Genomic DNA, 18,834 nt, shown 5'->3' on the forward strand with positions numbered 1-18,834 from the left:
TCGAGGTGCGGAACAGAAGTGTCATGAATGAACGTGGTGCGCAGGCCAGTGACGCGACAATCGCGAGCGGGCCCCTGACCGAACGGGGCACCGTCACCGAGTTGCGCCCTTCAACGCTGCCGGTGGTGCGTGACGGCCAGAACGGTGCAGACGGCCTCGGCCGCCTTGTGGCGGATTGGGAGGAGGGACGAACCCCGTCCGACCTGAGCGACTATCTGCCTGATCCAGCCAAGATTCGTCGGGCGGCGCTGATCGAACTGGTCGGAATCGACATGGAGTACCGCTGGCTGAAAAATGATTGCCCGAAACGGCTCACGGATTACTGTGCCGAGTATCCCGAATTACTCGAAGAACCATTACCGGCCGAGCTCCTGTACGAGGAGTTCCGGCTGCGGAAGCAGGGTGGGGAGGACGTCGCAGCAGCCGAGTACCTCAGCGAGTTTCCCTTGCAGGCAGAGAGTTTCGAGCAGATGTTCGACCGTGATTCGATGGCCGGTCGCGAAGACGTGATGATGTTGGGACTGTCGGGTTTCGACGAGTTCGAAATCGGGCAGCACCTGGACGATTTCGAGCTGGTGTTGGAACTCGGGCACGGCGCATTCGCCCGAGTGTTCCTCGCTCGGCAACTCTCGATGCAGCGGTGGGTTGCGTTGAAAATCTCGCGCAACGTCGGAGTCGAGCCGCAGACTCTCGCCCAGCTCGACCATCCCAACATCGTCCGGGTCTTCGATCAACGGCTGCTCGAGGAACGCGCACTGCGAGTCCTGTTCATGGAATATGTGCCGGGTGGGACCCTGCTCGACGTGGTCAAACTTGTCCGCGTGACACCGCAGGCGCAGCGGTCCGGACAACTACTTCTCGACGCCATCGACAAGACCCTGGCGAAGAAGGGAGAGATGAAGCCCAGCGAGACGAGCCTGAGGAGCGAGATCGCTGCGATGTCGTGGCCGGAGACCGTGGCCTGGATGGGGATGCGACTGGCCGATGCCCTCGAGTATGCGCGTGAGCACGGCGTATTACATCGGGACATCAAGCCGGCGAATGTCCTGCTCAGCGTCGAAGGCATCCCCAAGCTCGCCGACTTCAACGTCAGCTCGAGTGAGGAGGTCTCGACCGAGGACGCTGCATGTTTTGTCGGAGGCTCGCTTGCCTACATGTCTCCGGAGCAATTGGAGGCCTGTGCGGTGGGGGCGCCTGGCACACTCGACACCCGTAGCGACATCTATGCACTGGGCGTGATGTTGTGGGAACTCCTCACCGGGAGTAGGCCTTTCACGGACGACGGTACGGGGGAGAGCCCACCGTCGCCCAAGAAGGCGCTCGAGGCCCGCCGGCGCGGGGTGGATCCCGCAGCCGAGGCACGGCTACCGGACGACTGTCCGCCGGCGCTGCGCCGAGTTCTGGTCAAGTCTCTTTCGCCGGAGAGAGACGGAAGGTGGTCTGGCGGCCGAAAGTTGGCTCGTCAGTTCGCACTGTGTCTGGACCGGTCTGCTCGCAATCTGGTGGACCCACCGGAAGGGAGTCCACGTTCGTCGTTGTGGAAGTGGGCGCTGCCGATAGTGCTTGCCGCGATCGGAATTCCGAATCTTCTTGCGGCGGGCTACAACTACTATTACAACAAGATGCTGATCATCTCGGGTCTCTCGCCGCAGGCTCAGCAGCATCTCGAGCAGGTTCATCTGGTCATCGGGGTGGCTGCGTTCTCTCTCGGTGCCGCAGCGATCCTGTATTGGTGTCGGCTTGCACTCACCGTGCCTCACGGACTGCGCAACGGTCAGACGTACAGCGCGGAGGTCTTGAACAAAGCGCGTACTGCGACGCTGAACGTCGGACATCGCGCGGTCGTGATCGCATTCGGTCTGTGGGTTCTGGCCGGTATCGCATATCCGGTCGCATTGCAGATTGCCGCCGGCGGAATTCCGCAGCGAGCCTACGTGCACCTGATGTCGTCGCTGGCGGTGTGCGGCGCCGTCGCAGTCGCGTATCCGTTCTTCATCCTGACGTACTACTCGGTTCGATGTCTGTATCCGATCTTGTTGTCACACGGCGAGTTACGAAGCGACGACGGACGCGATATTCGCTCGTTGGGTCGGAGCAGCACGCGTTACCTCGCAGTCGCGGCGTCGGTTCCACTGGTGGGAATCGCGGGGCTCAGTTTTGTCGGTTCGGGTGCCGGTGAGGAACTCAACGCAACAGTCCGTGCGCTGTGTTTGGGCGGTATCGCCGGATTCATCGTTGTGTATCAACTGTTTCGACGGATCGAAAGTGACCTCCGAGCACTGCTGCGCGTCGTGTCTCTCGAGGTGTCGGCGTCTCCGTAAGTGCCTGACAACCGTAGTCGAGTCGGCCTATGTGGAAGTGCTCTTGCGTGGTCGGCTGCGACGAACTGCTTTGGTGCGAGGCGGAGACTTCTCTTCCGATTCTTCCTGAGGGTCGTCGCGCCAGTGAATCTCGATTTCTATCTCGACTTCGTTGCCGTCGACTTCGATCTCGAGTTCCCACCGAACCTGTTCCGGAACACTGATTTCGATCGAGTCCCCACCCGACCCCAGCTCCACTTCCGATCCACTGGCGAGGGCTTGGCCGAGGGCGATGAGTCGGTCGGCGACTTCCTGCCGTGAGAGTTCTGACTTCCTCTTGATCTCCAGTTTGGGCACGAGCACTCCTGACCTCGGCGGATTCTCCCTTTCACGGTAGTTGGACGAAGGGGAGATTGTCGGAGTTTCTGGAACCACACAGCAGGACGCGTCGACGCACAACAAACCTGAAGGCGGTGTGGGGACGCCAGAAAGAGCGAGGAATCCGGCTCACTTCCAGCACGGACGAATCGGTCGGGAGGGCCCTGTCAGCGATGATTTTCGCGAAAGTCTGGGTTCAGTCCAGAAGATTGCGCAATAGTGGAAAGGTGCCTTCGACGCCGGATTATGCAGCCCAACTGCGTAACGCTGAGCTTCGCGTGACTCGTCCCAGAGTCACGGTGCTCGAGGTTGTGCATGCACGCCCACACGCAGCCACCGAGACTGTCTTCGATGCTGTGCGGGCTGTTCTGCCGGGGGTGTCGCGGCAGGCGGTCTACGACGTGTTGCACGCTCTCACCGACGCCGGGCTGATCAGGCGGATCCAACCGTCCGGATCGGTGGCGCTGTACGAGTCACGCGTCGGCGACAACCATCATCACGTCGTCTGCCGGTCCTGTGGGGTCGTTGCAGATGTCGACTGCGCAGTCGGAGAGGCACCGTGTTTGACGCCGTCGGCGCACAACGGTTTCGTTCTCGACGAAGCCGAGGTCATTTACTGGGGCTTGTGTCCCGACTGCTCGACAACTCAGAGTTTGCGATCACAAACGTGATCGAAGTCCGTTCTACTCGCTCATGGAGGGATTACCGTGTCCGATAGTTGCCCGGTTGCTCACGACGGAAACACCGAGAGCACCAGCGAAAGTGAAAACCCCGCAATCCCGTCTCCGACGCCTACCGGGAATCGTCCGAGAACAAACAGCGACTGGTGGCCGAATCAGCCGGATCTCTCTGTCTTGCATTCACATTCGTCGAAGTCGAATCCGATGGGTGCCGACTTCGATTACGCCCAGGAATTCGCCAAGCTCGATGTCGAGGCGCTAAAGCGCGACGTCATCGCGTTGATGACGGCGTCGCAGGATTGGTGGCCGGCCGACTACGGGCACTACGGCGGACTCTTCGTGCGTATGAGCTGGCATGCTGCCGGCACCTATCGCATTGCAGACGGCCGCGGCGGTGGCGGCCAAGGTGCTCAGCGTTTCGCCCCGCTCAACAGTTGGCCGGACAACGCCAGCCTCGACAATGCCCGGCGCCTGCTTTGGCCCGTGAAGCAGAAGTACGGAAAGCAGGTTTCCTGGGCCGACCTGCTGGTGTTCGCGGGCAACTGCGCCCTGGAGTCGATGGGGTTCAAGACCTTCGGCTTCGGATTCGGCCGAGAAGACATCTGGGAGCCCGAGGAGATCTACTGGGGTCCCGAGGACACCTGGCTCGGCGACGAGCGTTACAGCGGAGACCGTGAGCTGTCCGGACCGCTCGGAGCCGTGCAGATGGGCCTGATCTACGTCAATCCCGAAGGACCCAACGGGCAACCGGATCCGGTAGCGGCCGCCCGCGACATCCGAGAAACGTTCGCCCGCATGGCGATGAACGACGTGGAGACAGCTGCGCTGATCGCCGGCGGTCACACCTTCGGCAAGACGCACGGAGCCGGACCGGCCGACCTCGTCGGACCGGAACCGGAAGGTGCTCCCATCGAGCAGCAGGGACTGGGCTGGAAGAGTGCCTTCGGCACGGGTGTGGGTAAGGACGCGATCACCAGTGGTCTCGAAGTCGTGTGGACTCCCACTCCGACGAAGTGGGACAACACCTTCTTGGAGATTCTGTACGGCTACGACTGGGAGCTGACCAAGAGTCCGGCGGGTGCGTGGCAGTGGATTCCGAAGGACGGCGCGGGGGCGGGCACCATCCCGGATCCGTTCGATTCGTCGGCCGGACGCACCCCGACGATGCTGACGACCGACCTGTCCCTACGCCTGGATCCGACGTACGAGAAGATCACCCGGCGCTGGCTCGATCATCCGGAAGAATTCGCCGAAGAGTTCGCCAAGGCTTGGTACAAGCTCCTTCACCGTGACATGGGACCGGTCACGCGCTACCTGGGACCTTGGGTTCCCGAGCCGCAGCTGTGGCAGGACCCGGTTCCCTCGGCCGATGATCAACTGATCGGGGACGCAGACATCGCGATCCTCAAGAGTCGACTTCTCGACTCCGGGCTGTCCATTTCGCAGTTGGTATCGACGGCGTGGGCGTCTGCCGCGAGCTTCCGCAGCACGGACATGCGCGGCGGCGCCAACGGTGCGCGAATCCGACTGGAGCCGCAGAAGAATTGGGAAGTCAACGAGCCTGCAGCTCTCTCCGCGGTGCTTCAGACTCTCGAGCGTGTTCAGCAGGACTTCAACCAGGCTGGTGGAGCAAAGGTTTCTCTCGCCGACCTGATCGTTCTGGGTGGTACAGCGGCCGTCGAACAGGCTGCGAAGAACGCCGGACAGGACATCACGGTCTCGTTCACGCCGGGCCGAACGGATGCAACGCAGGAGCAGACAGACGTCGACTCGTTCGAGGTACTCGAACCCCGGGCCGACGGATTCCGGAACTACCTCAAGGGAGGCGAGAAGATTCCGGCAGAGATTCTGTTGGTCGACCGCGCGTACATGCTGTCGCTGACCCCGCCCGAGGTGACAGTGCTGGTCGGCGGACTTCGCGCGCTGAACGCGAACTTCGGCAATACCCGTCACGGCGTGTTCACCGATCGTCCCGAGACGTTGACCAACGATTTCTTCGTCAACCTTCTCGACATGGGTACCGAGTGGAAGCCGTCGAAGACGGACGAAAACGTCTACGACGGTGTTGATCGCGTGACGGGCGATCCGAAGTACACGGCAACTGCGGTCGATCTCGTTTTCGGATCGAATTCGCAACTGCGTGCACTCGCCGAGGTGTACGCCAGTGCGGACGCCAAGCAGAAGTTCGCCGAGGACTTCGCCGCAGCCTGGACCAAGGTGATGGACCTCGACCGGTTCGACGTGAACTGATCCAGCAGATCGTCGACGACGCCCCGCGAGCTTGTTCTCGCGGGGCGCCGTCATTTCACGCGCACGATAGCGTGGTCGTGTGGCCGATCAATTTGCGCTGGTACCAGCGGTGTACGTGATGTTCTGTCGAAGCAACCCGGTACAACGGCGCGAGGTGCTGCTGCAATTGCGCGAGGGCACGGGATTCATGGACGGATACTGGGCTCACGCTGCTGCGGGCCACGTCGAACTGGGGGAGTCGGCGATCGACGCTGCCGTTCGGGAGGCTGCGGAAGAACTTGGTGTCGAGTTGCTTTCCTCGGAACTGAAGCCGCTGACCGTGTTGCATCGCCGCCACGCGGACGGGAGCGAACCGGTGGATCATCGAGTGGACTTCTTCTACGAATGCCGCACGTGGTCGGGTGAACCACGCCGGATGGAGCCGTTGAAATCTGCAGATCTGCGGTGGTGGCCGGTTGACGAACTCCCGGAGAAGTTGGTCGACCACGAGCGTTTCGTAATCGAAGCCCATCACTCCGGTCAGCTCGCACCCATCCACAGTTACGGCTTCTGACCGGGTGACGATCTGATTCAGGCTTCGCTGGCAACGATGACCGGGCAGTGTGCTTTTCGAATCATCGCACTGCTCGTGGTGCCGAGAGCGGTGTCGTCGAACGAGCCTCGCCCACGCCGACCCACGACGAGAAGCCGTGCCTCGGTGGAGAGTTGTTCAAGAATGGCAACCGAGGGGCCGTCGAACTCGATCTGACGGATCGCGACGCCAGGGTAGAGCGTGGCCCAACCCGACAGTTGCCACGTCAGCGGCGTCGAGTGCTGGGGCGCGTGCCCGGATGCGAAGTCTCGACGCCGCTCGGCCTCTGGCGGCGCTGCGTGCACGACGACCAGTTCGGTGTTCGCTGCCTCTGCTTCCTTGAATGCGATGGCCAGAGCGCTTTCGCTGTAGGCGCTTCCGTCCAAACCGACGACAACCGGCAAGGCTGCCGCAGTGCTGCTTTCACGCGGTGTTCCGACTCTTGCGAACGAACATGTCGGTCCAGGTGCGGCGGGATCGTCCTGTGGTGCGACGATCAAGGCGGCCTCAGCTGTCAGCGCGGTGAGAATTGCGGTGTTCTCCCCGGAGATCAGATCGGTCCGGATCCGAAGATCTGGCGACACCGACTCGGCGATCTGAATGGCCTCCATGAACAGGCCGGTCGGCGATGCCGAGGTGTTCAGATCGGCGCTCGGAGCTACGAAAACGATTCGCATCCAGAGACCGTGGCGATGTGCGAACTCAGCCGCCCACGTGATCTCGCCGGGGCGCAGCGGGGATCCGTCGATGCACACGACCACCGCTCCGTCCGCGGACCACTCCGAGGTGATGAGATCAGTCGATAGTTCGGGCTTCATCGTGAACTCCTCGAGCTGTGTCTGTTGAATGCGAACTAGCTTGCAGGACAGTGCCGAACAGCAATCCTGCGACGACTATCGAGCACGCGGCAGTCGTCAGAGGCAACCACACGAGCGTCGTGACAGCGAACATGAGCACGAGCAACGGGGCGAGGAGATGGCCGGGTTTCGCTCGGCATTCGTGGTGCTGCTTTTCTGCCCAGGCTCGGTACTTCGTGCCGTCATTCATGTTGTTTCACCTCAGTTCTCACGTCGGAAACCGACTTGTGACCAAGCAGTCCGACATGCGCCTCGTCGCGCATTCTTTCGACCATGTGGGGGTAGTGCAGTTCGAATGCCGGCCGCTCACTGCGGATTCGGGGAAGTTCGGTGAAGTTGTGTCGCGGTGGTGGGCAGGACGTCGCCCATTCGAGCGAGTTTCCGAAGCCCCAAGGATCGTCGACGGTCACAATTCGGCCGTACCGGTAGCTCTTGAAAACGTTCCAGATGAACGGAATCGTCGAGGCTCCGAGCACAAACGCGCCGATGGTCGAGATCGTGTTGAGAAGAGTGAAATTGTCCGATGGCAGGTAGTCCGCGTACCGCCGAGGCATGCCCTGGGCGCCGAGCCAATGCTGGACGAGAAATGTTGCGTGAAAGCCGATCAGGGTCAACCAGAAATGGATCTTGGCGAGCTTCTCGTCCAACATCCGGCCGGTCATTTTCGGGAACCAGAAGTAGATTCCGGCGTATGTCGCGAACGCGATTGTCCCGAAGAGGACGTAATGGAAATGCGCGACAACAAAGTACGAGTCGGTGACATGAAAGTCCAAGGGCGGGCTGGCAAGGATGACGCCGGAGAGTCCGCCGAACAGGAATGTGACCAGGAAGCCGACGGAGAACAGCATGGGCGATTCGAAAGTCAACTGCCCCTTCCACATGGTGCCGATCCAGTTGAAGAACTTGACTCCGGTGGGAACTGCGATCAGGAAGGTCATGAACGAGAAGTAGGGGAGGAGAACGGCGCCGGTTGCGTACATGTGGTGCGCCCACACAGCGATCGACAGTGCAGCAATTCCCAATGTTGCGTAGACCAATCCGGTGTATCCGAAGATCGGCTTGCGGCTGAAGACGGGGAAGATCTCCGAGACTATGCCGAAGAACGGCAGCGCCAGAATGTAGACCTCGGGATGGCCGAAGAACCAGAACAGGTGCTGCCACAACATGACTCCACCGGTGGCGGGGTCGAACAGGTGCGCTCCCAGGTGCCGGTCCACCCACAGTCCGATCAAGGCAGCAGCGAGCAGCGGAAAAACGAGGAGGATCAGCATGCTGGCGACCAGCGCATTCCACGTGAAGATCGGCATGCGGAACATCGTCATACCCGGGGCGCGCAGGCAGACGATCGTCGAAACGATGTTGACTGCGCCGAGGATGGTGCCGACGCCGCCGAGAGCGAGACCGATGATCCACAGGTCGGCGCCCATGCCGGGGGAGTGGAGTTCGCTGGTGAGCGGTACGTAGGCGGTCCAGCCGAAATCTGCCGCACCACCAGGTGTTACGAATCCGGCGGACGCGATCAGGCCGCCGAAGAGATAGAGCCAGTAGCTGAAGGCGTTGAGTCGCGGGAAACACACGTCCGGCGACCCGATCTGCAGTGGCATGAGGTAGTTGGCGAATCCGAAGAACACCGGGGTCGCGTACAGCAGGAGCATGATCGTGCCGTGCATGGTGAACAACTGGTTGTACTGCTCGTTGGACAGGAATTGCATTCCCGGAACGGTCAATTCCATGCGCATGAGTAGTGCCATCAGTCCGCCGATCAAGAAGAAGGCAAACGATGTCACGATGTACATCAGACCGATCATCTTGTGATCGGTGGTCCTGAGGATCTCGACCAGTTTCGAACCCTTCGGAGCGGTTCGGGGAATTGCATCGGCGGGGGAATCGACCTCACCGACCGGCCGGGGCGCGAGATCAACCACGACGGCCGCCTACGCACATCGACGTGACGAAAGACCGAGAATGCCTGGGACTGTGGAACATAACGCAATGATCGTGGCGACCGGGAACTCGGACGAGGGGAAAAGGTCCCTAGGATCGGAACAGAGGCATGGCGTAGATCACGTGGTCCCGTACGGTCGAGAGAGTTGTCTTCACGAGCCGAAAGAAAGCGAGATGGTCATGGCATGTCGTATCAGTGAACTGGTGCTCGGTTGCCGGGAACCCGAGGTGCTGGGCCGGTTCTGGTGCGAGGTCCTGGACTTCGTCGTGCTCGATCGAATGGACGACGGTTCGTTGGAGATCGGCCCACGCGAAGGGTTCGGCGGTCCGCAGCCGACGATCATCCTCAGTCGCAGAGACGAACCGGAGAAGGGCAAGCCCCGCCTGCATATCGACGTCAACGCCACCGATCGCGATCAGGAGGCCGAACTGGAACGCCTGTTGAGTCTTGGTGCGCGGCCGGCCGACATCGGCCAGACAGGACACGAACAATGGCATGTCCTGGCCGATCCGGAAGGTAACGAGTTCTGCCTGCTCAAGGCCCAACTGGATCCGCTCTGACGCTCAACGATGCTGGATCGGCAACGGACTTCGCCTGGGGCTCAGCGGAACACGCCACACCAGTTCGGTGACACCGTTCTCGCTGGTGATGTTGCTCGAGCCTCCGCACTGACGAGCGCGGGTCGCCAGGTTGTCGAGACCGTGGATTCTGGTTGCCTGGTCGATTCCCACACCGTCGTCGACGATGCTGATGACAAGCTCCTCGGTGGCCCGGATGGTGACGTCGATGGCATCGGCATGTGCATGCCGCAGAGCGTTGCTCAAGCCCTCGCGCACAACGGCTTCGGCATGCGGGGCAAGTCGAGACGGGACGGAACTGTCGATGGTTCCCTCGAAAGTGACGCTGGGAGTGATCGACGAGTGGCCGGACAGACCGTTGACGGCATCGAGTAGTCGCCGCCGCAGGCTTGTGGGAGTAGACATCTCGCTCGTATGGAGGTCGAAGACTGCGGTGCGGATTTCACGGACTGTTCGATCGAGTTGATCGACAGAGGTGTCCAATACGGTTCGAACGGTGTCCTCGTCGCCTGGACGTTGCAGCACCCCCTGCAAACTCAACCCGGTGGCGAACAGCTGTTGGATGACGTGGTCATGGAGATCCCGCGCGATTCGGTCGCGATCTTCGAGGACGTCGACCAGTCTTTCTTTCCGTTGCTGTTCTGCGAATTCGACAGTGACAGAAGCGATGTCTGCCATCGCCGTCAGTTGCTCGATCTCGTCCACTCCCCACGGGCGGTTGCTGCGGCGTGACGCGAAGAGAACACCGCCGCCGAACGAGGTCCCGGAGAGGGGGAGTGCGACCACTGATTCGTCGCCGGAAACATTCAGTGCCGGAACGGAACTGCCATGTGGTGCAGAGATCGGCCGCCGGCTCCGCGCAGCGTCGTCGATCACGGTCCCGGACAGATCGACGGCTGATCCGGTCGCGGGGACAGGCTGGGAATCAGCAGCATCGGCGACGTGGACTACCGGCTCTCTGCCGAGGTCGTAGCGAACGACGCACACAAGATTTCCATCCGTGAGGTGCCGCGTCGTCCGAACCAGTTCCGCCAGCGTCTCGTCGCGGGATCCGCCGCTGAGCAGACGTGCATTGACGGCGGCGACGGCCTTGAGCCAGGCTTCTCGCGTCCGGGATTCCTCGAACAGACGCGCATTGTCGATGGCGATGCTCGCAGCATTTGCCAGAATCTGGAGTACAGCCTCGTCGCGGTCGTCGAATGCAGTCCGTTCCGAGCTGTCCGCGAGGTAGATGCTGCCGAACACCTCGCCCCTGACGAAGATCGGAACACCGAGAAACGTGTCCATCGGCGGGTGATTGGTCGGAAACCCTGCCGAGGACGGATGCGAGGAGATTCGGTCGGTTCGAACCGGGCACGGTTCTCGAACGACCAGGCCCAGCAGGCCGTGTCCTTCGGGAAGATGCCCGATCTTGGCAACCTGCCCCTGAGTCAAACCGGAGTGGATGAATCGGGACAAGCGTCCGTCGGGGGATTTCACGCCGAGCGCGCCGTAGTCCGCTTCGAGGAGATGTCGCGCGACGTCGACTATCTGTTGCAGGGTTTCGTCGAGCTGGAGTGTGGACCCGACGGTCAACACGGCACTGAGCAGTTTGGGAATTGCAGTCGGGTTGAGAGCAGTCAGCTCTGCGCTTCCGGCGATGTCGCCGAAAAGGCTGAGCATGAGCGCGTCGCGGCTACCTGGCATGGTGCGTGCCCGTGGTGGCGGAGAAGGGCGAGCCGGACGGCGTCAGCAGGTGAGTGGTCGCCTGGCCCGAAGGATCCGGGTGCGAAGTGCGCGCACGAAGCTTTGTCGCCAGAACTGCGGCCTGCGTTCGACGTTCGAGACCCAGTTTCTCGAGGATGCGTGAGACGTAGTTCTTGACTGTTTTCTCCGAGAGTTCTGCGTGCGAGCTGATCTCTCGATTGCTCAGTCCCTTGCCGATCAACTCGAAGATCAAGAGCTCCTGATCGGTCAACAGGGCTGCCGCAGTACCCGACTCCTGTTCGGACCGGATGCGCCGGACCAAACCGATCACCGCCTGGGTGTTCAACAGCGACTTGCCGGTAGCAACCGTGCGGATCGCCGACACCAGGTCGTGGCCGCGGATGTTCTTGAGGACGAATCCTCGTGCGCCGGCGATCAGGGCGTCGAGCAGTGCGTCGTCGTCGGAGTACGACGTGAGCATCAAAGTGGCGGCGCTCGGGTAGGTCGACGCCAGTTCTCGGCACAGTTCCACACCGTTGCCGTCGGGAAGTCTGACGTCCATGACAACCACGTCGGGTCGGCATTCGGGTATTCCGGCCGAGGCTTCGCGAACACACGACGCCTCGCCAACAACGTTGAATCCCGGTACCTGATTCAACAGGTCTGCCAATCCACGACGGACGATCTCGTGGTCGTCGACCAGATAGATGCCGATCGTCACGGTGGTCACCTCTTCCAGCTCACGCCTGCCGTCGATGTTACCGGACGGTAATGTCCCGACAGGATCGGGTTGTCCGACCGATGGTCGACAAAAAACCCGCGTCGAAGGGTGCGAGACCGAGTCTCGATTGCACAGAGTCAAAGGTCCCGACCGTCACGAGATCTGAATCACCCAGATCTCGTGAGGCGGTGGGTGTGAGCTGAATGTGATTGCACCGGTGGCTGTTCGATCCGCTCAGTCGACGGGAGCGAGTTCGACGGAGACGTAGACACCCTTGCCTTTTCGGTGTGCGAGTGCCTCGCCGGGGCGATCGATACCGTCCAGTTGGAGAACGATCGGACCTTGTTCCGGGTAGAAATTGCGCCACCAACTCTTCTTGTCCGGCATGGCAATGCCGATCGTCACATGGTCGCCTTTTCGTTTGTAGGACACGGGCGCGCTGAAGGTGCGACCGGACTTGCGTCCGACGTAGGTGATGACGGTCATGGAACGGCCCAGTAGTTTGCCTACGATCGGAGCGCCGATCAGTGGTTGGACCACTACGTTCACGGCGGCGGATACACGTTGGAAAGTGTTCACGAGAAGCCCTTTCACGACGAATGCTGCACGAATTCGAATCCTGCACGGAAATGGTGCGTGCAGTAGTTCTATCCTGCTCGACCGGGATTGTCGCGTGGGCAGAAATTGGTACAAACCGGTGTGCCGAAGCGAGTAGCGTGGGGTACGTCGAGGGTCATTCGAATATGCGCGGTCAAGCCATGTCGTCCTCGACGCCAACCCGGTCTGTGGTCGAACGGCCGAGAACTGGAGCGCCGGTATGGCGTCGAACCCGTCCGATGTGTCGAATGCACGAGGGCAATCCGAGTCGACTGACGAGGATCAGAAAACACCGTCGATCTGCCCGGCGTGTCAGCACAGTATGAAATCCCACGATCCGCTCGGGGTTCGCTTCTGCGCAGTGACAGCCGACCGCGGTCTCGATCGAAAGTGCATCTGCGCTGCAGATCGCGAGGAGATGCAGCACTATTCGCGCTACTGAGGTGCATCCTGCATCCCAATCGGAGACGCACCGACCTGTAGTCGCCGACAGTGCTGGATGCCCCGAACCCGCCCTCGTCTATCGACGATCAGCACGTGGTGGTGATGTGTGCGTAGTGCACTTTTACCTGTACGACGTGCAGGGCTGCAATGTGTATGTGCGCTGCCCGCCGCGCTCAGAGGTGACCGGATAGACCGCCGGTCGCGGTGTGTGCTCGCTTCGCCGAACGACTACCTGCTCCAACGCTGCCGTGCTTACTCGATCAGATCCACCTCCCAATTCGTTCGTTGAATCTGTGTATCGACCTCGCGAATCTCGCGGGCGAGGTCGTCCGCGATTGCCCGAAGTTCGGTGACGGGGACTGCCGCGACATAGACCAATTCTGATCGGAGTTGACGACCGTAACCTCGCGCTTCGCGCCCCGACGCGGCGTCCGCAGCGGCATTGACTGCAGAGTGTCTCAGACGCAGCACATCTCGATGGGCGAGTGCATCTGTGACAGTGCCGTTTCCGAGGATCGCCTGCGCATTGGTTCGATTGATCGCGCGCATCAACCGTTCGAGTTCGCTCAGAGTTGACGTCAGCTCTTCGAGAAGGACGGCGGCGTCTTCGGCGGGAACTTCTCCCTCCTGGTGGCGTGCATTGTCGACGATCCGCTCGCGCAAGTGCGCAACCTTGCGAGTGGTGTCACTGCGTAGCGCCAGTGCCTCTGCCAGTTTCATGGATGAAGCTCCTGCTCTGACCTGAATCGGGAACTCAAGCTAGCACTCGGTTGACAACCTGGGTCGGATTCCATTGTCTTGCTCCGTTCTTCCCAGTTCAGCATTCGAATCATCTTGGAGACAGCTGGTGCTGCGTGTCCTTCGATGAAGCGATGCAGCCGGTGGAGCACGCTGCGCACGGTCTCGGGTCGACGGGGCGGGCGAGGCATACGATGGTCCGCCGTCGATCTCGCGGTTCAGACTGAAATAGTCGCCCCGCGACGAGTTAGAGTGCGCCTTTCCTATTTGTTCGTCTTCGGGAGGCCAGGGGGATTGACCAGCGACTTGTCGACTGCCTCGTTGGTGATCTTCCATCGCTCGAGAACTTGCTCGTATGTGCCGTTTTCGATGAGATGATCTATCGCCTCGCTGATCGGTTGTACCAAGCCGTTGTCTTTCTTGACCAGTACACCGATCTGGCCCAACGCGGCCTCACCGGCTCCGGAGAACTGACCGATCACTTCGTTCTCGCCAGTCTGTGCAGCGTGAAACTGCGATGACGGGTTGGGGCCGAAGTAAGCGTCGATTCGACCGGAAGACAGCGGCAGGTAGTAGTCAGTGGTCTTCTGGTACACGGTGATTTCAGCGGGAGCACGCCCAGCTGCGAGGTTGTCCTCATTCCACTTCACCAGCAACGCCTCCTGATTGGTGGCAGCGCCCACTCCGATCTTCAGTCCGGCGATGTCTTCCGGCTTCTCGAGTGAGAGATTCCTGTCCTTTCTGACCTCGAACGCGAGAGTGTCGAGGCGGTACGTCGCGAAGTCGTATTTCTCTTTGCGCTCTTCGGTGACCGTCACGTTGGAGATGAACGCATCTGCGTCTCCCGAATCGATCCGCACCGAATTCTGCGCCCAATCCGCGACCTGAAGGTCGATTTTCAGCCCGAGCACCTCTGCAATCAAATACGCGAAGTCGGTCTCGGAACCGATGACAGTCTTGTCGTCGTCGGCATAGAAGCGCAACGGTGGAGCGGTTCCAGCGTTGCCGGTGATTCGGATCGTGCCCCGGTCGCGGAACTCCTGAGGGACCTTCGCTGCGATCGAATCAACCTTGTCGGTGCTGATGCGGTTCTGCTCGGCCGACAAGTTGATACTGGATGTTGTTGCACCGGAGTGTTGCCCGGTCGATTCTTCATCTGGGCTTCCGCAAGCGGTACCCAGGAGAGTAACTGTGGCCAGGGTAGAGATCAGAAGCGTTGCGGTGCGAGGACGGGTGAACATCGGGTTCCTTCCGGGAAGAGGGTTTGTCGAAGCAGGTTGTCGAGATCACGAAGTGTGGGCTAGCTCTTCCACGCATCCACGAAGTCCACCGAGTAGAGATCGGCTTGGATGCGCAGGTCGTGAACCGCGGAAGTCGTCGCGTAGATCAGCGAAGAGGCGTGCAACGGGATCGCCAGTGCCTGATCGGCAATCAGTTCCTGAATCTCCTTCAACACTCCGTTTCTCGCATCGACGTCTACGGTCTGAGATTGTTTGACCAGCAATGCATTCAGCTCCGGAGTCGAGGCGATGCCTTTGGTCGAGCCGAGAGTGGGACTGAACACCAGCAGTACGTCACCGTCGGCGCGCAAGCTCTGGAAGTAGATCGATTCCCATGTGCCGTCGGTTCTCGCGGCGTTGTCCTCGGCAGTCGAGCGAGGTTGCAAGTTCACTGCAACTCCGATGTCGCGCAGCTGAGATTGGATCAGTTCGAACTGCGATTGGGGGAGGTGGTTGCGGTAGGCCAATTCGACGGTCAGTTTCTCACCGTCCTTGGTTCGGAATCCGTCACCGCCGACTGTCCATCCACTGGCGTCCAGCAGTGACTTCGCACCCGACGGGTCATAGGTGTACTCGGACGACAGATCGGTGTAGCCGGGCGCTTTCACCGACAAGATGCTTCGCGCTTTCTCGTCACTCGGTGTGTAGGTGGTGTCGATGATCTGCTGGGTATCGATGCCCTTCACCAAAGCACGCCGCACGTTCAGGTCCGCAAGTACCGGCGCGAACGTGGGGTTGAGCAAGAGCGAGTCGTTGATGCCGGCAGCAAGGGACGGGATGACAGTGAGTCCGGCGCCTTCTGCCCGGTCGACGTCTGTGCTCGGAATGTCGATCGCGGCGTCCAGTTGTCCTGACGTCAAACCGCCGATTCGCACCGAGGATTCGGGGACCACCAAAAAGGTGATCGAATCCAGATAGGCCTCTCCCTTGTTCTTGTTGAGTGAGGATCCCCAGTGGTACCCGTCCCGACGAGCGAGGACGACCTTCGCGTTGGTCTCCAGTTCTTTCTGTACGAACGGGCCGGAAGCGATAACGCCCTGGGCGCAGCGTTCTTCGGGCGTCTTCTTCAACGATTCCGGTGCGATGATGGCGAGCGTGTCGGAGCGGGCGGCTTGAAGGAAGCCCGCTGACGGTTCCGAGAAATTGAGTGCGACAGTGGAAGCGTCGAGTACCTCCGCTCCAGTGAAGTTTGCGAGATGTGACTTCGCAGTGGTCGCGAAGCCACTGTCTCCCAGTCTCTTCTGGCTTTCGAAGTTGTCCGCGACAACCTGCGCATCCAGACGCTCGCCGTTGCTGAAGGTCACGCCGTCCCGCAGAGCGAAGACGAATCGTCGACCGTCGTTCCGGACCTCCCAGGACGTCGCCAACCAAGGCACTATCTCCCCGGTCTCGAGGTTCTGGTCGACGAGTTTGTCGTAGAGTGGATGGAATGCCGTAGCAGTTTGACCGTTCAGGGTCTTGTCGATGCACGGTGGAAACGTATTGATCGCAAAGGTCAGATCGCCCCCTGACACGGGCTCGGGGTCGGCGCTCGCAGCTGGCGTTGCAGTGCTGCAGCCGGCTGCAACTGCAAGCGTCGACGCCAGGATGGCGACTCGGATCGGTATGGATGAAAGCCGCGACGTCGTCATGGGCTGAGTTCCGTTCATCGTGGGGAAGTGCGAGTGGTGTCGAAGATGTGGGACCGCAGGGTCGTTCCGGTGTATTCGCGCCGGAACACGCCCCGATCTTGCAGAAGTGGCACGACGGAACTCGCGAAGTCGTCGAGCCCCCTGGGGAAGTGGGTAGCGGTCAGGATGAAACCGTCAGCTGCTCCCGATTCGAAGAGGTGCGTCAACTCGTCCGCCACTTCTTGCGGCGAGCCGACAATCTCGGGAGTGAGATCATTGCGCGCGAACAACTCTGCGGTTTCGGCGATGGTGAGATTTCGGGATTCGATCAGGCGTGCCAATCGACGCGAGGGGCCACTACCGCGGTTGAGAACTTCGGCGATCGGAGTGGACGGATCGAACTGCGACAAGTCTAGTCCTGCGGAGTGGGAGACCCACTCGATTGCCGCATCCGGATGGATCAAGGATCGCAGGTACTCCTGCCGTTCCTTCGCGATGCTCGTCGTCTCGCCGACTATCGGTTGCACAGCGGCGACGAGGCGCACCGAATCAGGGTCGCGTCCGGCCTCTTCCGCGTAGCTGCGAATTGCCTTGCGCTTCGCTCGAAGATCTTCCTCCAACGGGTCGATCGCAAAGACCAGATCTGCCCACCGCCCACCGAATTCGCGCCCTCTCACAGATTCACCTGCCTGGATGAAGACCGGGCGGCCCTGAGGTGATTGTGGCAAGGTGAGTGGACCCTGCACCGACAAGTATTTGCCCTTGTAGTCGGCCGCGTGAATCTTGCTTGTGTCTGCGTAGATTCCGCTGTCGCGATCGGCCGATACGGCGTCGCCGTCCCACGACGACCAGAGTGCGGTGGTTGCTTCGAGAACTTCGTCGCCGCGCTCGTACAGTTCTTCTCTCGGAAGCCGATCGACTTCGGGAAAGTTGTCGTTAGCCGGACCGGGTGCCGTCATCACGATGTTCCAGGCCGCGCGCCCACCGCTGAGTATGTCGAGGCTGCCCAGAGTTCTCGCCAGGTTGTACGGGCTGTTGAAGCTTGCCGAAAGGGTTACGCCGAGACCGATACGATTTGTTGCGCCGGCCACCACTGCAGCCAACTGCGTCGGATCATGTTGAAAGCCGGTCAGCAGACCGTATTTGGTGTGGCCGTCGACGTAGTGCACACGCTCAGGTATCAGTATCAGGTCGAATTTTGCTCGTTCCGCTGCTTGCGCGTATCGCTCGTAGAGCGCTCTGTCCTCGAAGGCATTCTCCGAGTACGAATGCCGCCACATTCCGGCACTGTGCATACTCGGAAAGACCATGTAGGCGCCGAGGATCATCTGTCGTGTCATCGCTGGTCCGGATTCCTTGGTGTGTGATGGATGTCAGTGGAGACGGGTCGTTCGGGGTCGGCGCTCCACCCCGACCACGACGCGACGTAGACCGCGGAGCTGATGCCGACCGCTGCAAGCGCCAGTGCGTTGTGCGACGCGGCAACTCCGCCGCCGCAATAGGACACGACGGTGGCACCACGCTCTATTCCGAACTGGTGGAAGTATTCTCGTAACTCGCGGTCGGGAAGTAGGAATCCGTTGTCGTCGAGTAGGTCAGTTGCCGGCGCTGAGATAGATCCGGGAATGTGGCCGGCGCGGAAACTGCTCGATCCTCGGGCGTCGAGCAATCTGCCGGCCGATGCCGCGCGCAGGGCGTCTTCTGCGTCGGCGAGTGTCGTGCTAGTGGTGGAAGGTGGTACGAGAATCGAATCGTTTGTCGATATGCGTTTCCGGGCTGTAACCCATCCGGACGATCCGCCGTCCAAGTACCGCACTGAACGTCCTGCCCAGCGAAGCGTGAACCACGCGCGGGCCGCAAGCAGGGGGCTGTCCGAACTGTAGACCACGATGTGAGCATCGGCGGATACTTTCAGATCGTTCAGTGTTCTTCCGAATGCGTCGAGGTCTGGCAGCGGTCGATTCCCGTCAGTCCCGCCGCCACTGCTTTGAAAGTCGTTGATCGACAATGTGATGGACTGCGGCGCAGTAATGATTCCGGCTCCGCCCTCGCTGTTGTCTCGCACCACGTTGACGACGACGAGCGTCCGATCGGAACGAATGAGTTCGCGGAGTTCGGTTGCGGAAACAATGACTGCGCGACGCTCGATTCCCCCTGCTTCTGACATGAAAGATATTGTGTAACAATTGCTTCAGTCAA

The 18,834-nt window shown here is 60.7% G+C and carries 18 protein-coding genes; 6 read left to right on the top strand and 12 right to left on the bottom strand.

Annotated elements, in window-relative coordinates; translation table 11 throughout:
• The first annotated feature begins 23 nt into the window (after positions 1–23).
• Positions 24–2,321 (top strand): serine/threonine-protein kinase, encoded by a 2,298-nt coding sequence (locus tag RhoBH5_RS18490; RefSeq protein WP_064443213.1) that lies wholly within the window; start codon positions 24–26, stop codon positions 2,319–2,321.
• A gap of 27 nt (positions 2,322–2,348) precedes the next feature.
• Here the strand turns inward: RhoBH5_RS18490 and RhoBH5_RS18495 are convergent, their stop codons facing one another.
• Complete coding sequence (locus RhoBH5_RS18495) at positions 2,349–2,657, bottom strand: amphi-Trp domain-containing protein (protein WP_037129603.1); 309 nt, start codon at positions 2,655–2,657, stop codon at positions 2,349–2,351.
• 248 nt (positions 2,658–2,905) lie between these two features.
• On the opposite strand from RhoBH5_RS18495, the gene RhoBH5_RS18500 reads away from it, so the two are divergent.
• The 3 genes from RhoBH5_RS18500 to RhoBH5_RS18510 all read left to right on the top strand — a co-directional run bounded on the left by RhoBH5_RS18500 (position 2,906) and on the right by RhoBH5_RS18510 (position 6,161).
• Positions 2,906–3,349: a Fur family transcriptional regulator gene (locus RhoBH5_RS18500; protein ID WP_037129600.1), complete on the top strand. Its 444-nt coding sequence runs from the start codon at positions 2,906–2,908 to the stop codon at positions 3,347–3,349.
• A gap of 36 nt (positions 3,350–3,385) precedes the next feature.
• Entirely contained in the window at positions 3,386–5,608 is a 2,223-nt protein-coding gene (katG, locus tag RhoBH5_RS18505) for a catalase/peroxidase HPI (protein WP_270008649.1), read from the top strand.
• Between the two features lie 79 nt (positions 5,609–5,687).
• On the top strand, positions 5,688–6,161 hold the full coding sequence (locus tag RhoBH5_RS18510) for an NUDIX hydrolase (RefSeq protein ID WP_003941446.1): 474 nt from the start codon (positions 5,688–5,690) through the stop codon (positions 6,159–6,161).
• A gap of 17 nt (positions 6,162–6,178) precedes the next feature.
• On the opposite strand, the gene RhoBH5_RS18515 is transcribed toward RhoBH5_RS18510, so the two are convergent.
• The 3 genes from RhoBH5_RS18515 to ctaD are packed head-to-tail and all read right to left on the bottom strand — an operon-like array spanning position 6,179 to position 8,961.
• Positions 6,179–6,997, bottom strand: coding sequence for a universal stress protein (locus RhoBH5_RS18515; protein WP_209922894.1), 819 nt, complete (start codon positions 6,995–6,997; stop codon positions 6,179–6,181).
• Positions 6,975–7,226: a hypothetical protein gene (locus RhoBH5_RS18520; RefSeq protein WP_007726433.1), complete on the bottom strand. Its 252-nt coding sequence runs from the start codon at positions 7,224–7,226 to the stop codon at positions 6,975–6,977. Before RhoBH5_RS18520 ends, RhoBH5_RS18515 begins: the two co-directional genes overlap by 23 nt.
• Positions 7,219–8,961, bottom strand: a complete 1,743-nt coding sequence (gene ctaD, locus RhoBH5_RS18525) for an aa3-type cytochrome oxidase subunit I (protein ID WP_007726434.1) — start codon at positions 8,959–8,961, stop codon at positions 7,219–7,221. The genes RhoBH5_RS18520 and ctaD overlap by 8 nt, the downstream gene beginning before the upstream one ends.
• Positions 8,962–9,160: 199 nt before the next feature.
• Between ctaD and RhoBH5_RS18530 the strand changes: the two genes are divergently transcribed.
• Entirely contained in the window at positions 9,161–9,541 is a 381-nt protein-coding gene (locus RhoBH5_RS18530; protein WP_007726436.1) for a VOC family protein, read from the top strand.
• A 3-nt stretch (positions 9,542–9,544) separates the two neighbouring features.
• Here the strand turns inward: RhoBH5_RS18530 and RhoBH5_RS18535 are convergent, their stop codons facing one another.
• The 3 genes from RhoBH5_RS18535 to RhoBH5_RS18545 form a co-directional block, all read right to left on the bottom strand.
• Entirely contained in the window at positions 9,545–11,245 is a 1,701-nt protein-coding gene (locus RhoBH5_RS18535) for a sensor histidine kinase (protein WP_042452382.1), read from the bottom strand.
• Entirely contained in the window at positions 11,235–11,966 is a 732-nt protein-coding gene (locus tag RhoBH5_RS18540) for a response regulator transcription factor (protein ID WP_054187603.1), read from the bottom strand. The genes RhoBH5_RS18535 and RhoBH5_RS18540 overlap by 11 nt, the downstream gene beginning before the upstream one ends.
• A 234-nt stretch (positions 11,967–12,200) precedes the next feature.
• The gene (locus tag RhoBH5_RS18545; RefSeq protein ID WP_270008652.1) at positions 12,201–12,545 is read right to left on the bottom strand and encodes a nitroreductase/quinone reductase family protein; all 345 of its coding nucleotides are present in this window, start codon (positions 12,543–12,545) and stop codon (positions 12,201–12,203) included.
• Positions 12,546–12,783: 238 nt separating this feature from the next.
• Between RhoBH5_RS18545 and RhoBH5_RS18550 the strand changes: the two genes are divergently transcribed.
• Positions 12,784–13,005: an RGCVC family protein gene (locus RhoBH5_RS18550; protein WP_042925672.1), complete on the top strand. Its 222-nt coding sequence runs from the start codon at positions 12,784–12,786 to the stop codon at positions 13,003–13,005.
• Positions 13,006–13,259: 254 nt separating this feature from the next.
• Here RhoBH5_RS18550 and RhoBH5_RS18555 read toward each other — a convergent pair whose 3' ends face one another.
• The 5 genes from RhoBH5_RS18555 to RhoBH5_RS18575 all read right to left on the bottom strand — a co-directional run bounded on the left by RhoBH5_RS18555 (position 13,260) and on the right by RhoBH5_RS18575 (position 18,802).
• Positions 13,260–13,727 (bottom strand): DIP1984 family protein, encoded by a 468-nt coding sequence (locus tag RhoBH5_RS18555; RefSeq protein WP_270008653.1) that lies wholly within the window; start codon positions 13,725–13,727, stop codon positions 13,260–13,262.
• A gap of 281 nt (positions 13,728–14,008) precedes the next feature.
• Positions 14,009–14,986: an ABC transporter substrate-binding protein gene (locus RhoBH5_RS18560; RefSeq protein ID WP_007726443.1), complete on the bottom strand. Its 978-nt coding sequence runs from the start codon at positions 14,984–14,986 to the stop codon at positions 14,009–14,011.
• Between the two features lie 59 nt (positions 14,987–15,045).
• Complete coding sequence (locus RhoBH5_RS18565; RefSeq protein WP_161120337.1) at positions 15,046–16,656, bottom strand: ABC transporter substrate-binding protein; 1,611 nt, start codon at positions 16,654–16,656, stop codon at positions 15,046–15,048.
• A 14-nt stretch (positions 16,657–16,670) separates the two neighbouring features.
• The gene (locus RhoBH5_RS18570; RefSeq protein ID WP_256520437.1) at positions 16,671–17,975 is read right to left on the bottom strand and encodes an NtaA/DmoA family FMN-dependent monooxygenase; all 1,305 of its coding nucleotides are present in this window, start codon (positions 17,973–17,975) and stop codon (positions 16,671–16,673) included.
• Positions 17,972–18,802: a sulfurtransferase gene (locus tag RhoBH5_RS18575; RefSeq protein ID WP_162114770.1), complete on the bottom strand. Its 831-nt coding sequence runs from the start codon at positions 18,800–18,802 to the stop codon at positions 17,972–17,974. Before RhoBH5_RS18575 ends, RhoBH5_RS18570 begins: the two co-directional genes overlap by 4 nt.
• Positions 18,803–18,834: the final 32 nt, after the last annotated feature.

The sequence above is a fragment of the Rhodococcus sp. BH5 genome, assembly GCF_027583855.1.
Lineage (GTDB): Bacteria > Actinomycetota > Actinomycetes > Mycobacteriales > Mycobacteriaceae > Rhodococcus_F > Rhodococcus_F qingshengii.

Coding starts and splice junctions, on each gene's coding strand:
- RhoBH5_RS18535 (WP_042452382.1), bottom strand. CDS start 11,245: ATGCCAGGTAGCCGCGACGCGCTCATGCTCAGCCTTTTCGGCGACATC.
- RhoBH5_RS18530 (WP_007726436.1), top strand. CDS start 9,161: ATGGCATGTCGTATCAGTGAACTGGTGCTCGGTTGCCGGGAACCCGAG.
- RhoBH5_RS18515 (WP_209922894.1), bottom strand. CDS start 6,997: ATGAAGCCCGAACTATCGACTGATCTCATCACCTCGGAGTGGTCCGCG.
- RhoBH5_RS18550 (WP_042925672.1), top strand. CDS start 12,784: ATGGCGTCGAACCCGTCCGATGTGTCGAATGCACGAGGGCAATCCGAG.
- RhoBH5_RS18520 (WP_007726433.1), bottom strand. CDS start 7,226: ATGAATGACGGCACGAAGTACCGAGCCTGGGCAGAAAAGCAGCACCAC.
- RhoBH5_RS18555 (WP_270008653.1), bottom strand. CDS start 13,727: ATGAAACTGGCAGAGGCACTGGCGCTACGCAGTGACACCACTCGCAAG.
- RhoBH5_RS18490 (WP_064443213.1), top strand. CDS start 24: ATGAATGAACGTGGTGCGCAGGCCAGTGACGCGACAATCGCGAGCGGG.
- RhoBH5_RS18570 (WP_256520437.1), bottom strand. CDS start 17,975: ATGACACGACAGATGATCCTCGGCGCCTACATGGTCTTTCCGAGTATG.
- RhoBH5_RS18565 (WP_161120337.1), bottom strand. CDS start 16,656: ATGACGACGTCGCGGCTTTCATCCATACCGATCCGAGTCGCCATCCTG.
- RhoBH5_RS18560 (WP_007726443.1), bottom strand. CDS start 14,986: ATGTTCACCCGTCCTCGCACCGCAACGCTTCTGATCTCTACCCTGGCC.
- RhoBH5_RS18575 (WP_162114770.1), bottom strand. CDS start 18,802: ATGTCAGAAGCAGGGGGAATCGAGCGTCGCGCAGTCATTGTTTCCGCA.